16 protein-coding genes and 4 tRNA genes are annotated in these 14,400 nt (G+C 63.9%); 5 read left to right on the forward strand and 15 right to left on the reverse strand.

Annotated elements, in window-relative coordinates:
* Positions 1 to 58: 58 nt before the first annotated feature.
* The 5 genes from AC6CIE_RS09820 to AC6CIE_RS09840 form a co-directional block, all read right to left on the reverse strand.
* A complete protein-coding gene (locus AC6CIE_RS09820) occupies positions 59 to 1,102 on the reverse strand; it encodes a quinone-dependent dihydroorotate dehydrogenase (protein ID WP_498092167.1) in 1,044 nt (347 codons plus the stop codon).
* Positions 1,103 to 1,164: 62 nt separating this feature from the next.
* On the reverse strand, positions 1,165 to 1,902 hold the full coding sequence (locus AC6CIE_RS09825; RefSeq protein WP_498092168.1) for an arginyltransferase: 738 nt from the start codon (positions 1,900 to 1,902) through the stop codon (positions 1,165 to 1,167).
* Positions 1,903 to 1,986: 84 nt separating this feature from the next.
* A complete protein-coding gene (gene aat / locus AC6CIE_RS09830) occupies positions 1,987 to 2,757 on the reverse strand; it encodes a leucyl/phenylalanyl-tRNA--protein transferase (RefSeq protein ID WP_175137198.1) in 771 nt (256 codons plus the stop codon).
* A complete protein-coding gene (locus AC6CIE_RS09835) occupies positions 2,754 to 3,335 on the reverse strand; it encodes an NUDIX hydrolase (RefSeq protein WP_175123172.1) in 582 nt (193 codons plus the stop codon). The genes aat and AC6CIE_RS09835 overlap by 4 nt, the downstream gene beginning before the upstream one ends.
* Positions 3,336 to 3,345: 10 nt before the next feature.
* Positions 3,346 to 4,278, reverse strand: coding sequence for a LysR substrate-binding domain-containing protein (locus AC6CIE_RS09840; RefSeq protein WP_495602185.1), 933 nt, complete (start codon positions 4,276 to 4,278; stop codon positions 3,346 to 3,348).
* Between the two features lie 132 nt (positions 4,279 to 4,410).
* Here AC6CIE_RS09840 and AC6CIE_RS09845 point away from each other — a divergent pair, with 132 nt between their 5' ends.
* Both AC6CIE_RS09845 and AC6CIE_RS09850 read left to right on the forward strand, forming a co-directional pair.
* Positions 4,411 to 4,812 carry a DoxX family protein gene (locus AC6CIE_RS09845; RefSeq protein WP_105237569.1) on the forward strand — a complete coding sequence of 134 codons (402 nt, stop codon included), beginning with the start codon at positions 4,411 to 4,413 and terminating at the stop codon, positions 4,810 to 4,812.
* 118 nt (positions 4,813 to 4,930) lie between these two features.
* Positions 4,931 to 5,386, forward strand: a complete 456-nt coding sequence (locus AC6CIE_RS09850; protein WP_498092169.1) for a nuclear transport factor 2 family protein — start codon at positions 4,931 to 4,933, stop codon at positions 5,384 to 5,386.
* A gap of 15 nt (positions 5,387 to 5,401) precedes the next feature.
* On the opposite strand, the gene AC6CIE_RS09855 is transcribed toward AC6CIE_RS09850, so the two are convergent.
* From AC6CIE_RS09855 to AC6CIE_RS09880, 6 genes are all read right to left on the reverse strand, one after another.
* On the reverse strand, positions 5,402 to 6,001 hold the full coding sequence (locus tag AC6CIE_RS09855) for a DUF2946 family protein (RefSeq protein WP_498092170.1): 600 nt from the start codon (positions 5,999 to 6,001) through the stop codon (positions 5,402 to 5,404).
* Between the two features lie 4 nt (positions 6,002 to 6,005).
* Positions 6,006 to 6,341 (reverse strand): hypothetical protein, encoded by a 336-nt coding sequence (locus tag AC6CIE_RS09860; protein ID WP_175123169.1) that lies wholly within the window; start codon positions 6,339 to 6,341, stop codon positions 6,006 to 6,008.
* A gap of 99 nt (positions 6,342 to 6,440) precedes the next feature.
* Positions 6,441 to 6,514, reverse strand: a tRNA-Cys gene (locus AC6CIE_RS09865).
* Positions 6,515 to 6,569: 55 nt separating this feature from the next.
* Positions 6,570 to 6,645: transfer RNA gene (locus AC6CIE_RS09870), tRNA-Gly, on the reverse strand.
* A 145-nt stretch (positions 6,646 to 6,790) separates the two neighbouring features.
* A tRNA-Gly gene (locus tag AC6CIE_RS09875) sits at positions 6,791 to 6,866 on the reverse strand.
* A gap of 224 nt (positions 6,867 to 7,090) precedes the next feature.
* Positions 7,091 to 7,166: transfer RNA gene (locus AC6CIE_RS09880), tRNA-Gly, on the reverse strand.
* A 205-nt stretch (positions 7,167 to 7,371) separates the two neighbouring features.
* Here AC6CIE_RS09880 and murB point away from each other — a divergent pair.
* A complete protein-coding gene (gene murB / locus AC6CIE_RS09885; RefSeq protein ID WP_498092171.1) occupies positions 7,372 to 8,415 on the forward strand; it encodes a UDP-N-acetylmuramate dehydrogenase in 1,044 nt (347 codons plus the stop codon).
* Positions 8,416 to 8,610: 195 nt separating this feature from the next.
* Here murB and dapB read toward each other — a convergent pair whose 3' ends face one another.
* Complete coding sequence (dapB, locus tag AC6CIE_RS09890) at positions 8,611 to 9,402, reverse strand: 4-hydroxy-tetrahydrodipicolinate reductase (RefSeq protein WP_175123167.1); 792 nt, start codon at positions 9,400 to 9,402, stop codon at positions 8,611 to 8,613.
* 17 nt (positions 9,403 to 9,419) lie between these two features.
* Positions 9,420 to 9,956 carry an outer membrane protein assembly factor BamE gene (locus tag AC6CIE_RS09895; RefSeq protein ID WP_175137203.1) on the reverse strand — a complete coding sequence of 179 codons (537 nt, stop codon included), beginning with the start codon at positions 9,954 to 9,956 and terminating at the stop codon, positions 9,420 to 9,422.
* Positions 9,957 to 10,110: 154 nt separating this feature from the next.
* On the opposite strand from AC6CIE_RS09895, the gene fur reads away from it, so the two are divergent.
* Positions 10,111 to 10,530, forward strand: coding sequence for a ferric iron uptake transcriptional regulator (gene fur / locus AC6CIE_RS09900; RefSeq protein WP_056321269.1), 420 nt, complete (start codon positions 10,111 to 10,113; stop codon positions 10,528 to 10,530).
* A gap of 136 nt (positions 10,531 to 10,666) precedes the next feature.
* Here the strand turns inward: fur and recN are convergent, their stop codons facing one another.
* Together recN and AC6CIE_RS09910 are read right to left on the reverse strand one after the other, a co-directional pair.
* Positions 10,667 to 12,328, reverse strand: coding sequence for a DNA repair protein RecN (recN, locus tag AC6CIE_RS09905; RefSeq protein ID WP_175123165.1), 1,662 nt, complete (start codon positions 12,326 to 12,328; stop codon positions 10,667 to 10,669).
* A 13-nt stretch (positions 12,329 to 12,341) separates the two neighbouring features.
* Entirely contained in the window at positions 12,342 to 13,241 is a 900-nt protein-coding gene (locus AC6CIE_RS09910) for an NAD kinase (protein WP_105237577.1), read from the reverse strand.
* Between the two features lie 141 nt (positions 13,242 to 13,382).
* Between AC6CIE_RS09910 and hrcA the strand changes: the two genes are divergently transcribed.
* Complete coding sequence (gene hrcA / locus AC6CIE_RS09915; protein WP_062840377.1) at positions 13,383 to 14,387, forward strand: heat-inducible transcriptional repressor HrcA; 1,005 nt, start codon at positions 13,383 to 13,385, stop codon at positions 14,385 to 14,387.
* The last annotated feature ends 13 nt before the right edge of the window (positions 14,388 to 14,400 follow it).

Genomic DNA, 14,400 nt, shown 5'->3' on the forward strand with positions numbered 1-14,400 from the left:
TAGGGCCACCCACAGGGTGGCCCCTTTTTTTGCCTGCGTTTTTTGTCTTTATCGGCCGTCAGCGGGACGCAACGGCGCGTACGCATTCGCCGACCAGCCCGGGGCCACGGTAGATGAGGCCCGTGTAGAGCTGCACCGCGTCGGCGCCGGCTTCCATCTTTTCGCGGGCTTCCCGTCCGGACAGCACGCCGCCCACGCCGATGATGGCCAGGCTATTGCCCAGCCGTTCCTTCAGGCGGCGGATCACCGCCAGCGACAGTTGATGCACGGGCGCGCCGGACAGGCCGCCAGCCTCCTCCGCGTGGGCCTGGCCCTTCACCGCGTCGCGCGACAGCGTGGTGTTGGTGGCGATGACGCCATCGATGCCGTGGCGTGGAAGGATCTCGGCGATGGCGTCGATTTCTTCCTGTGACAGGTCCGGCGCGATCTTCACCGCCATCGGGACCCGGCGCTGGTGCTGGTCTTCCAGCGCGCGGCGCTTGTCGGCCAGCTGCGCGAGCAGCGCAGAAAGCTCGTCGCCGCTTTGCAGCGCACGCAGGTTCTTGGTGTTGGGCGACGAGATATTCACGGTGACGTAGTCGGCATGCGGGTACACGCCGTCCAGGCCGATCAGGTAGTCGTCGGCGGCCCGTTCGATGGGCGTGTCCGCGTTCTTGCCGATGTTCAGCCCCAGGATCCCGCCTTGCTTGCGCCACGTGCTGCGCTGCACGTTGGCAAGAAAGGCGTCGAGCCCCTGATTGTTGAAGCCCAGCCGGTTGATCAGCGCATTGGCGCGCGGCAGGCGGAACATGCGCGGCTTGGGGTTGCCGGGTTGCGCGCGCGGCGTCACCGTGCCGACCTCGATAAAGCCAAAACCCAGGTTGCCCAGCGCGTCGATGTAGGCGCCGTTCTTGTCCAGGCCGGCGGCCAGCCCGATCGGGTTGGCCAGCTGCATCCCCATCAGCGTGCAGGGCGCCTTGGGCTGCGCGTGCATGAGTTTGCGCGTGGCGCCGCATTCATAGGCGCGCTGCAGGCCCGAGAGGGTGACTTCGTGGGCGGTTTCCGCGTCCATGGCGAAGAGCGCCGGGCGGGCCAGGGGATAGGCGTGGAAGAGGATAGACATGGGCCGGGATTGTAGAGCGATTTGCTCCGTCCCCGTCGATTGCAAACGACGCCGCAACAGATTCAGGCGGACGGGCGCTCGGGACTGTCGCGCCATTCCCCGTCGACCAGGAACTGCGCCGGACGGAAGGCCGATTTGTAGGACATTTTGCGGCTGTCCGCGATCCAGTAGCCCAGATAGAGCCACGGCAGGTTCAGCGCGCGGCACTGTTCTACCTGCCAGAGAATGCTGTACGTGCCCAGGCCATCGGCGATGTCCGGGTCATAGAACGTGTAGACCGACGACAGGCCGTCGTCCAGCACGTCGATGATGGAGACCATCACCAGCACACCCTCGGCGTTGCGGAACTCGACCAGCCGGGTGTTGACGCGGCTGGTCAAGAGGAACTGCGCGTACTGCGTGCGGCTGTCCTCGTCCATGCCGCCGCCCGGATGCCGGCCCTGCTGATACCGGGTATAGAGCCGGTAGTGTTCCGGCGACCATGCCAGCTCCGCGACGAACGACTGCAGATGCTGATGATCGCGCCACGCACGGCGCTGGCTGCGGTTGGGGGCGAATCCGGCCGTATCCACGCGTACGGGAATGCAGGCCTGGCAGTTGTCGCAATGGGGACGATAGGTAAATAGACCGCTGCGGCGAAAGCCTTGTTCCACCAATTGGGAATACGTGCCCGCGTTGATCAGATGCCCGGGCGCGGCAACCTGCGACCGGGCCTGGCGACCCGGCAGATAACTGCAAGGGTAGGGGGCGGTTGCGTAGAACTGCAGCGTGGAGAAGGGAAGTTCTTTCAGCTGGCTCATTGGAGCTGGCTCATGGGAGCTGGCGTATCGGATATCCCGCGTATAGGCGGCAAACCCGGGACGGGAGTGGCTCCATATTAACGCTTAACTCGGGCTGCAATCCGTCCCCTCGGGTGTATCCGGATGCAGCTGCCCGCGCGTGTCCAGCCGGCCGCGTGACCACGGAATGCCGGGCTGTTGAGTGGCTTGCCGAACATGCCGCAGAAAGTGTTCCCGTGGCACGGGAGCCGCGCCCATGCTGGCCAGATGCCGCGTCTGCTGCTGGCAATCGATCCATTCGACGCCCTGCGCGTCCAGGTAGCGAACCAGATGCGCGAGCGCGATCTTCGAGGCGTTCGGGACGCGGGTGAACATGGATTCGCCGAAGAACATGCGTCCCAGGCTGATGCCGTACAGTCCGCCCGCCAATTCCCCGTCAATCCAGGTTTCGATGCTGTGTACGACGCCGGCGTCATGCCACTGCCGGTAGGCGTCCTGCATGGCAGCGGTGATCCACGTGCCCGGCTGGCCGTCGCGCGGCGCGGCGCAGGCCGCCATGACCTGGGGGAACACGGTGTCGACCCGCACCTGCACGCTGGGCGTGGCTTCGTATTCCCGGGCGGCGATCTGGCGGAGCAGCTTGCGCAGCGAGTGCGACGGCGCAAAGTCCTTCACGGGCAGCACCATGCGCGGGTTCGGACTCCACCAAAGCACGGGCTCGCCTTCCGAGTACCACGGAAAGATGCCGTTGGAATAAGCCTGGGTCAGACGTTCCGGCGACAGGTCCGCGCCCGCGGCCAGCAGGCCGTCCGGATCCGTCAGCGCGAATTCCGCAGGAGGAAACGGGGTGTCGGCGGCGAGCCAGGGCAGTTTCAACGGTGGGATTCTAGGGTGTAGTGATGCGGGCCGAAGGTGCCGCGTTTGCGGTCCTCAAAGAACAGGCGCAGGGTGCTGGCGACGGTGCGGAAGGCCAGGTCGTCCCAGGGAATTTCGGATTCGTCGTACCAGCGCGCTTCCAGGCTTTCCGGGCCCGGGTCCAGTTCCGGACCCACCGCCTGGGCGAGATAGAACACGTGCACCTGCTCGATCTGCGGGACGTCGATGATGGTGTAGATGTCGCCCAACTGGATTTTGGCGCCCGACTCTTCCAGCGTTTCCCGCGCCGCGCCTTGCGCCGTGCTCTCGCCGAGCTCCATGAAGCCGGCGGGCAGGGTCCACGTGTTGTAGCGGGGTTCGATCGCGCGGCGGCAGAGCAGGATGCGGTTTTCCCAGACGGGCACGGTCCCGACCACCAGCCGCGGATTTTGGTAATGGATCGCCCCGCAGTGGTCACAGATGTCACGCTCGCGGTTATCGCCTTCCGGCACGCGGCGGTTTACCGGAGAGCCGCACTGGCTGCAAAAGTGGGAACGGCGCGGGGCGGGGAAGTATTCGAGGGGCGATTTGGCGGTCATGGGTACGATTCTACCGGCTGCGGCGGGTCGTGGCGCGCCGGGCCGGCGGCGTGGGCGCGGGGCTGCCGAACCGCGCTTCCAGGTGTTCGACGAACGACCGGACCTTGGGCGACAGAAAGCGGCGGTGCGGGTAGACGGCGACCATGGAAATCGGCGTGTGGGCATAGCCGGTCAAGAGGGCGGTCAGACGTCCGGCGCGTATGTCATCCCCGACCAGGAACTCCGGCTGCAGGATGATGCCGTGGCCGGCCAGTGCAGCGGTGCGCAGCACGTCGCCGTTATTGGCCCGCAACGCCGCGTTCACGCGCACCAGATGCGTCACGCCGTCCTTCTCGAAATGCCATTCGTTGCCCGTGCTGGCGTAGGCGTAGTGCAGGCAGCGATGCTGCTTCAGGTCTTCAGGCACGGCCGGCGCGCCGTGGCGCTCCAGGTACGACGGCGCTGCGCAGACCAGCAGTTGCTGCGGCGCCAGGGGCCTGGCCACCAGCGACGAATCCACCAGCGGGCCGATGCGCACCGCAACGTCGTAGCCGTCCTCGACCAGATCCACCACGCGGTCGTTCAGGTCCAGGTCGATTACCACGTCCGGATAGCGCTGCAGGTATTCGGCGATGGCTGGCCCCAGATGCAGGATGCCAAAGGACACGGGCGCGCTGACCCGCAATCGTCCGCTGGGCCGCTGGCCTTCCGCCTGCAGCGACAGCTCCAGGTCGGCAACCTCCGCCAGAATGGGCCGGACCCGGTCGTAGAAGGCGCGTCCGGCGTCCGTCATGCTGAGCTTGCGCGTCGTGCGGTTCAGCAACCGCACCCCGTACTTCTGCTCCAGATAGGCGATCTGCCGCGTCACCACGGATCGCGCCTGGCCCATCTTGTTGGCGGCTGCCGCGAATGAGCCCAGTTCGACGACCTTGGCATAGGTCTGCATGGCGGTATGGGTGTCCAAGATTGTTTCCTATCGAGGAACAATAATTTGCAATTCTGCATGTTTATCTTTGTTTTTGGAATCGCAAGAATACGGCCCATGAAGGATCTGCCTGCTCCGGGCGATTCGCTTTTCTGCACAAGGATGATTGCAATGATTGATTCCCGTACCGCGCCGTATGCTGCGTTGCTCTTGCGCGTGGCGCTGGGCGTGATGTTCCTGGCTCATGGCCTGACCAAGCTGCTGGTGTTCACGCTGCCCGGCACCGCCCAGTTCTTCGCCAAGATCGGTTTTGCCAGCTGGTTGGCCTATCCGGTCACGTTTTTCGAAGTGGCCGGCGGCATCCTGCTGATCCTGGGCGTGGTGCCGCGCTGGGTCGCTGCGATTGCCGTGGTGCAGCTCTTCGCGGCGTCGACGGTCCATTTTGGCAATGGCTGGGGCTTCGGCAACCCGGGCGGCGGTTGGGAATATCCGATTTTCCTGACCGTGGCGGCTGCCGTCCTGGCGCTGTTGGGCGACGGCAAGTTCGCGCTGGTCAAAAGCGGCCGCCGCTGAGCCATAGCGGCGTCAAGCCACTGAGCGCTACGCGCATCAATCTGTTTACCGGGCCGGACGTGGCCCGCGCGAAGGCGGGGCCATAGAATGGCTTCGCCTTTTTTTATCTGGAGTCGATATGTCCCGGCCTATGTTCATGCGCACGTTTGCCGCACTGCTGTTTTCCGTCCTGGCCTGTGCCGCGCAAGCCACGCCCGAACAAGAAGCCGCCAACAAGGCTGCCGTCCTGGCGTTCTATGAAAAAGGCTTGAACCAGAAAGACGCGGACGCCGCGCTCAAGTACGTGGGCGATTGTTATGTGCAGCACAATCCCAACGCGGCCGACGGCCCCGAGGGCTTCCGGCAATTCATCGCATTCCTGCGCGACAAGTATCCCGCCTCGCACAGCGAAATCAAGCGCGTGTTCACGGATGGCGATTACGTCATCCTGCATGTCCACGCCGTGCGCGAGCCGGGTACGCGCGGCAACGCCATCATCGACATCTTTCGCCTGGAAGGCGGCAAGATCGTCGAGCATTGGGATGCCGTGCAACCGATTCCCGAGAAGGCCGCCCACAGCAACGGGATGTTCTGAGTTTGCGCTGACCCGTCAGGCCGCGGGGGCGTGCGGGGCGGGGTCAAATCCCAGGCGCGCGGCGATGTCCGCCTGCGCGATTGCGTGCAGCGGCGCCGCCGCGTACACGTCAGGCCAGTCGGCTGTCATCGAATGGCTAGCCGCCAGTTCGGCCAGCGCGTCCAGCAGCGGAGCACCAGCTTGCGTCCGCATCATCTCCAGCAGCGGCTGCAAATCGCGGTCCAGCACGATGCCGGCGCCCATTGGCGTCGATGCGTAGAGCCGGCCTTCATCATCCAGCCACCACGCGCTGACTGCGTGGACGGACGCGTCCGTGTGCGTGATGAGGCCGCGATTGTCATCGGCAAGGCGCAACACATAGGGCGCTGCGTCCAGACGTACGAACACCCGCTGCGGGCCGTTCTGGAAAAACCAGCGGCCGTCGTTGTCGCGTTCGTAATTGCGGCTGATGAATTCCAGGATCTGCGTATTGGTGATCGGCTCGCCCGGCCCGCCCTCATTGGCCTGTCCTTGCGGATGAAGGCGCCAGCGGCCGCGCGCATCCAGCGACAGCCATCCGTAGACAGCCGGCACATTCGGCCAGCGGGTGAGGGCGTCCTTTACCGATTGATCCATGGTCTCAGGGGCGGATGACGATCGTGGGCGAGATGACGATGCCAGGTTGCACCGGCATCACGGGCACCGCCACGGGTTGCGGTGCGTAGCCATAAGCATAGTCGTCACGGCATTTGCGCTTTTCGCTGTAGTCGCCGTTGCGCTTCCACTTGCGCTCGACCTTGCAGGCGCCATCCCAATACTTTTCCTTGTACTCGCCGCCCTTGTGGCGGTGGTGATGGTGCTTGTCATGCGCCTCGGCAGCCAGCGGCGCTAGTGCGATCAGCGCGGCGGCGGACAGGCTCAGGAAAGCGGGGCGGGCAGTAAAGCGGCGCGGTTGCGATACCGGGATGTTGTGCATGGACTCATCGTTCAAATGAAAACGGGGTCACCATAACAATCATCCGGCTGACCGGGCGTAGGGATGGGTAACGAGATGCTGGGGAGGGGGAAAAGATGCTGGAGGCGCAAGCCGGAATCGAACCGACGTACACGGATTTGCAATCCGCTGCATAACCACTCTGCCATTGCGCCAGCACTTGCAAGAAAAAAGGAAGCGCGGTGTTGGCCGATGCTTCCTCTTTGTATTTGGAGCGGGAGACGAGTCTCGAACTCGCGACCTCAACCTTGGCAAGGTTGCGCTCTACCAACTGAGCTACTCCCGCGGGGGTACTGCTGGGGTACTACTTATTACTACTAAGCTACAAGCCTTCGCTTGTTCTGATGAATGCCTGTTTTGGTATCAGGGCTGTTCACCAAAGACAGCGATTGTACATACTTTTAAGGGTCTTTGCACGGCAGACCGAAATCTGGAGCGGGAGACGAGTCTCGAACTCGCGACCTCAACCTTGGCAAGGTTGCGCTCTACCAACTGAGCTACTCCCGCATTTGCTAATACCCTCATCGCTGGCTGTGCGCTTGAGTCTTCAAGAAGAATCTTCAAGAATCTGGCGGCTGTCCAATCAGCGAGGCGAGAGTATACATTAATTTTTTCATCCATCAAGCCGGCTCGCATGTGCTGCATGAACTGGCTTTTCAGGCATGAAAAAAGGGCCTTTCGGCCCTTGCTTTCAATGATCTGCAGCACTGAAAAAGCTGCACATCAAAATCTGGAGCGGGAGACGAGTCTCGAACTCGCGACCTCAACCTTGGCAAGGTTGCGCTCTACCAACTGAGCTACTCCCGCATTGGTTCCGCAAACTGCTCAGAACCGCTTTTCTTATTCACTCTGATCAACTTGGTTATCGATCAGAAGGCGCGCAGTCTATCACGATTTTTTGAGCTTGTCCCAAGCCGATCATGCAGGCTGTGATTCGAACTTCAAATCGGGTCAAGCACTCAATCAAGTAAACTGAGCGAAGACAGAAACTATAGCACATCACGTAGCATCCATGTCAAATTCCTTCGCCGGACCCCCGTCCGATTCGTTGTCTCCGGCCGTGCAGGACCTTACTCGTCTGAATACGCTGGGACTCGCGTCCCGGGCCGACGCCTTCGTCGCGCTGCGCGATCCGGCGCAATTGCCGGCCTTGTCGGCGCTCGCGCAAGCGGCGCCGTCGCTGCTGGTGTTGGGCGGCGGCAGCAATGTGGTGTTGCCCGAGCGTGTGCCGGGCTTGGTCGCGCGCGTCGCGTTCGAAGGCGTGCGTCTGCTGGAGGCGCGGCCGGACGCATGGATCGTCGAAGCCGCGGGCGGCGAGAGCTGGCACGGATTCGTAGCGGCCTGCGTGGCGCAGGGATGGGACGGCCTGGAGAATCTGGCGTTGATCCCCGGTACCGTCGGCGCCTCGCCGGTGCAGAACATCGGCGCTTACGGCGTCGAGCTGCAGGAGCGGTTCCACAGTCTGACGGCCTGGGATGTGCGCGAGGCACGCTTCGTGGAAATGCGGGCGGCCGAGTGCAGGTTTTCATACCGCGACAGCACGTTCAAACATGATGAACCTGGCCGCTGGATCATCGTAAGCGTGCGGTTTGCGTTGCCGCGCCCCTGGCGGCCGGTGCTGGAATATCCCGATCTGCAACGTCATGCGCGGCTGGCGGACGGAGCGCCCAGCGCGCGCGACGTGTTCGAGGCGGTTTGCGAGATCCGGCGAGCCAAGCTGCCGGACCCCGCCGTCACCGGAAATGCGGGCAGCTTCTTCAAGAATCCGATCGTGCCGGCTGCGCAGCGTGAAGCGCTGGCGGCGCGTTTTCCCGGCCTGGTGTCGTATCCGCAGCCCGATGGCCGCTACAAGCTGGCCGCCGGCTGGCTGATCGATCAATGCGGCTGGAAGGGCAAGGCGTTGGGCGCGGCGGGTGTGCATGATCGCCAGGCGCTCGTGCTGATCAATCGAGGCGGCGCCACGGCCGAGGACATCATGGGCCTGGCGCGAGCGGTGCAGGACGCCGTGGCTGACCGTTATGGCGTGCGGCTGGAGCCGGAACCCGTCGTGGTGTGACCGGCCGGACCTGGCCGGCCGCACCTAGCCGGCCGCGCTTAGCCAGCCGCGCCTAGCCGGCCACGCCTAGCCGGCCGCACCTAGCCGGCCGCACCTAGCCGGCCGCACCTAGCCGGCCGCGCCCAAAGAACCGCAACAACACGGCATGAAAAAAGGACCCCGAGGGGTCCTTTATTTTTAGCGCCGTGAACCGGATCAGAGGCCCAGCACCGACTGCATGTCGTACAGACCGTTGCTCTTGCCGTCGAGGAAGCGCGCCGCGCGCAGCGCGCCTTCCGCGTAGGTGGCCCGGCTGGACGAGCGGTGCGTGATTTCGATGCGCTCGCCGATGCCGCAGAACGACACGGTGTGATCGCCGACGATGTCGCCGCCGCGCAGCACCGAAAAGCCGATGGTGCCGGGTTTGCGCACGCCGGTGTCGCCGTGGCGGCTCCAGGTGGCGACGTCGGGCAGGGCAACGTCCCAGGCGGACGCAATCGTTTCGCCCATCTTCAGCGCCGTGCCCGAAGGCGCGTCGACCTTGTTGCGATGGTGCGCTTCAAACACTTCGACGTCATAGCCGGCGTTCAGGATGCGGGCCGCCATGTCCAGCAGCTTGAGCGTGGCGTTGACGCCCACGCTCATGTTGGGGGCGAACACGATGGCGGTCTTTTGCGCAGCGACTTCGATTGCGGCGCGGCCATTGTCGTCAAAACCGGTGGTGCCGATGACGGCCTTCACGCCGTGCTTGACGCAGGCTTCCAGGTGCTTGAGCGTGCCTTCCGGGCGGGTGAAGTCGATCAGGCAATCGGCGCCGGCAAGGGCGTCCAGATCATCCGTGATGGCCACGCCCGTCTGCTTGCCCAACTGGGCGCCGGCATCGCGGCCCAGCGAAGCGGAGCCCGGGACGTCCAGCGCAACAGCCAGCTCCAGGCCGTCGGCCTTCAGGATGGCCTCGATCAGCATCTGGCCCATGCGGCCGTTGGCGCCGGCGATAGCAATACGCATAAAAAAAGTCCTTCGGTTTAAAGCAGCGGCTCGGGCGCGTTGCCCGGCTGGCCTGGGTATTGGTTGAGCGGGCTGACGGGCGCATCGGCGTCGCGCTTCTGTTCGTCCTGCTCTTGCTTGATACGCTCTTCGTCCCGATTCAGACGCTTGTCGGCCTTTTCGTCGGCAACGGCATCCGGCGTGTTGATCTGGTAGGGCTGCAGATCAGGCTGCTTGTCGCCTTCCCAGCGCACGAGGCGGTCGTTTTCGAACCAGACGGTGAACTTGCGCTCTTGCGAGTTGCCGTAACCGGGCTTGAAGTAATACGGGTAGTCCCAGCGGTTGGCGTGCAGCACGCTGGTGAGCGTGGGGCTGCCGAGTGCGAAGCGGACTTGTTCGCGGGTCATGCCGGGCTGGAGCAGTGCGACCTGTTCCTGCGTGATCCAGTTACCCTGCTGGACCGGAGCTTTGTAAGGGAAGCCCCATTTGTTTGAGGTGCAGCCCGCCAAGGCGACGGCCAGGGCGGCGACGGCCAAACCGGTCTTCAGAGAGCGGGAGGGAATACGTGCAAACATGGACACTACGCGCCCCTATTATTTGGAAGCAAGCAAAACCGTTATCATAAAGGTTTCATCAGGATAGTTCCGCGAGGCGGCATGAATTCGGCGAGCCGGCTTGCGGTGACCCCAGTCCTTGCCCATGCCAACGCGGACGGAGAGCGATTACACCATGAGCGACCAAAGCGAACTGAAAAACATGGGTTTGAAGGCGACTTTTCCTCGCCTGAAGATTCTTGATATTTTCCGCAAATCGGGTGAACGGCACCTGAGCGCCGAAGACGTCTACCGCGCCCTCATCGGCGAAAACGTCGAGATCGGCCTGGCTACCGTCTACCGCGTGCTGACCCAGTTCGAGCAGGCCGGCATCCTGGCGCGCAGCCAATTCGACAGCGGCAAGGCCGTTTTCGAATTGAACGACGGCGACCACCACGACCACTTGATCTGCACCAATTGCGGCAAGGTTGTCGAGTTCTCGGATCCCGAGATCGAAAAGCGCCAGCAGAAGATCGCCAAGGACAACGCCTTCGCGCTGGAAAGCCATGCGATGGTGCTGTACGGCATCTGCGGTAGCTGCCTCAAGGGCCGGTAAGCCCAGCTCGGCAGGCTAGCGGCCGGCCCGTCCGGCTGCTTAGGTGAAAAACAAAGCCCCTTCGATGTGAAGGGGCTTTTTGCATTTGGCCATTGCGTGCGCGTCGGTCGAGGGATGCCCCCACGCGGGGCCAGACTCAGGGCGCGGTCTGCCCGAAGCCTTCCAGCATTTCGCGCGCGTGTTCCCGGGTGGTGGCGGTGAGCTTCATGCCGCCCAGCATGCGCGCGATTTCCTCTACGCGGGCTGGGGCGTCCAGCGGTTCGATGCTGGAGCGCGTGGTGCCGCGCGATTCGGCCTTGCTGACCAGGAACTGGTTGTTGGCGCAGGCAGCAACCTGGGGCAGGTGGGTGACGCACAGCACCTGATGGCGTTCACCCAGCTCGCGCAGCAGCTTGCCGACGGATTCGGCGACCGCGCCGCCCACGCCGCTGTCGACTTCGTCGAAGATCAGCGTGGGGACGCGCGCCGCGCGGCTGGCGATAACCGATAGCGCAAGCGAGATGCGGGACAGTTCGCCGCCCGACGCGACCTTGGCCAGCGGCCGCGGGGTAGTGCCGGCGTGGCCGGCGACCAGAAATTCGACCTGTTCGCTGCCGTGTGCGGAGGGCGCGGACGGCGCGAGCGTCGGTTCGAAGCGGCCGCCCTGCATTGCGAGCGTCTGCATGGCCTGGGTGACCTGCTTGCCCAGATCCTTGGCAACCTTGCGGCGCGCGGTCGTGAGCTTGGCGGCGACTGCGTCGTATTGCGCCTGCGCCGCAGCCGCCTGGGCGCGCAGCGCGTCGATGTCGCCGGCGGCCTGCAGGGCCGCCAGCTCTGCATGCAGGGATTCCCGCAATTCGCACAACGCGTCGGGTTCGGTGCGGAACTTGCGGGCGGTCTCGAACACCAGCCCAAGACGCGCTTCCACGTCCGCAAGCCGCTTCGGATCAAGTTCGACCCGGCTGACATAGTTGTTCAGGTCGGACACGGCTTCGCTGATGGCGATGCGGGCCGATTCCAGTTCGTCATGGACGCCCTTCAGGCCCGGATCGTGCCGCAGCATCTGCTGCAGACGCTGGTTTGCGGCCGTCACCCGGTGATGCGCGGAGTCGCCTTCGCCGTCCAGCGTTTCAAGGATCTGCGAAGCCCCGTCCAGCAGCGATTGCGAATGCGACAGGCGCGTGTGCTCGGATTGCAGGGCTTCCCATTCGTCCGGCCCGAGGTTGAGCTGGTCGAGTTCATTGACCCGCCATTGCAGGCTTTCGCGTTCTGTCGCGAGGCTTTCAGCGTCTTTTTCAGCGGATTCCAATTGGCGCGCCAGTGCGCGCCATTGCTTCCATGCCTGGCCGACCGCCTGGCGCAGATCGCCATGGCCGCCGTGCGCGTCCAGCAGGTCGCGCTGGGCATCGGGACGCATCAGGCTTTGGTGCGCGTGCTGGCCGTGGATGTCGACCAGGCTGTCGCCGAGTTCGCGCAGCTGCGCCACGGTGGCCGGTGTGCCGTTGATGTAAGCGCGGCTGCGGCCTTGCGCATCGATGACACGCCGCAGCGAGAGTTCGTCGTCGGCGTCGATCTCGCGTTCGGCCAGCCACGCATGCAGGGCCTTGGGGGTGTCGAAGACGGCGGTGATGTCGGCGCGGGTTGCGCCTTCGCGCAGCATGCTGGCGTCGCCGCGCTCGCCAAGGGTGAGGGCCAGCGCATCGACCAGGATGGATTTGCCGGCGCCGGTTTCGCCGGAAAAGACGGTAAAGCCGGGTCCGAAATGGATTTCGGTCTGTTCGACGATGACGAAGTCGCGGATGTGCAGGGTGCGCAGCATGTGGGGGCGCTAACTACTCTACGTTGTCGGAGGCTTCGGGCATCAGGTTCCAGTGCAGCTTGCGGCGCAGGGTGGAGAAGAAGCTATAGCCTTCGGGATGCACGAATCGGATGGTGTAGGGCGCGCGCTGCACGACGATGCGGTCGCCCGGTTGCAGGTCGGACCAGGTCTGCATGTCGAAATGCACACTGGCGCCGACTTCGACGCGGCCCATGGCAGTGAGCGTCATGTTGAGCACACCGGTGTCCGGGATGACGATGGGGCGGTTCGACAGCGTTTGCGGCGCCACCGGCACCAGCACCATGGCGTTCATGCCCGGATGCAGAATGGGGCCGTTGGCCGACAGCGCATAGGCGGTGGACCCTGTGGGCGTGGCGATGATCAGGCCGTCGGCACGCTGGGTATACATGAAGGCGCCGTCCAGTTCGACCCGGACCTCGATCATGCCGCCGCGTCCCGCACGGTTCAGGACCACGTCGTTCAGCGCCGAGGCGGAGTACATCTTTTGATCACCGCGCCATACGCTGCCTTCGAGCAGCATGCGGTCTTCGATCTGGAAGCTGCCCTCGAGCACCCGGGCAAGCGCTGCGTGCGCGTCCTGCAAGGCGATGTCGGTGATGAAGCCCAGGCGCCCGTGGTTGATGCCGACCAGCGGCATGCCGTAGGGCGCGAGATGGCGGCTGGCGCCCAGCACGGTGCCGTCGCCGCCCATGACCACGGCCAGCGAGGCGGTCTTGCCGATTTCCTCGAGCGTGGCGATGGGATATTCGGTCAGCCCGGTATTGCGCGCCGTGTCCGCGTCGATCAACACATGCCGGCCCGCTTGCGTCAGCGCGTGCGCAAGGGCTCTCAGCGGTGTGTCCAGGCCGGTGTCCTGGTATCTGCCGATCAGGGCGACGGTGGGAAAGTGCATGGCTGCGTACAAATGAAAAAGGGCAAAACCGTAAAGCTGAATGTACCCAGAATGGGCCGATTAGCCGATTATATGGGGCCGTATATCGGGTTGCGGGACAAAAATCGCCCCAACCGAAAAAGATTCCCTAAAATAGCCGCTATGGATGACCGCGCACGCGCATTACTGAAAGCGTTGATAGAACGCTACATCGCCGATGGGCAGCCAGTCGGCTCGCGGACGCTATCTAAAGTCTTCGACTTGTCCCCAGCCACCATCCGCAACGTCATGGCGGACCTGGAAGAGCTGGGGCTGATCCATAGCCCGCATACTTCCGCCGGCCGTGTACCCACGCCGCGCGGATACCGCATGTTCGTCGATTCGCTGCTGTCGGTACAGTCGTACCAGCTTCAGCCGCACAACATGGGCGAAATGCTCTCTGCCGCCGAACCCACTCGCGCCGTCAACGCGGCCGCCGCGTTGCTGTCGAATCTGACGCAATTCGCGGGCGTGGTGCTCACGCCCAAGCGGGCCCAGGTGTTCCGCCAGATCGAATTCATCCGCCTGTCCGACAAGCGCGTCCTGTTGATCATCGTGACGCCCGATGGCGACGTCCAGAACCGCATTCTCTTCGTCCAGCGGGATTACGCCGAATCCGAACTGCTGGAGGCCGGCAACTTCTTCAACATGCACTTCGCCGGCAAGTCGTTCAATGCCGTGCGGCAGACGCTTTCGACCGAGCTGGCCCAGTTGCGCGAAGACATCTCGCGCCTCATGCAGGCCGCCGTCGAGGCCAGTGCCGAAGCTGCCGAGGACGGCGACGCCGTGGTCATTTCCGGCGAGCGAAAGCTGCTGGACGTGACCGACATCGCGTCCGACATGGACCGGCTGCGCAAGATGTTTTCGTTGTTCGAGAAAAAGACCGACCTGCTGCAGTTGCTGGATGTCTCCAGCCGGGCGCAGGGCGTGCAGATCTACATCGGTGGCGATTCGCAACTGGTGCCCCTGGAAGACGTTTCCGTCATCACCGCGCCGTATGGCGTGGATGGCAAGGTGGTGGGCACGCTGGGCGTCATCGGTCCGACCCGCATGGCCTACGAGCGCGTCATACCCATCGTGGACATCACGGCGCGCCTGCTGTCCAACGCCCTCAGCCACAACCAGTAGTTCCATTCAAAGC

This window comes from Achromobacter sp. GQ309, from assembly GCF_059759315.1.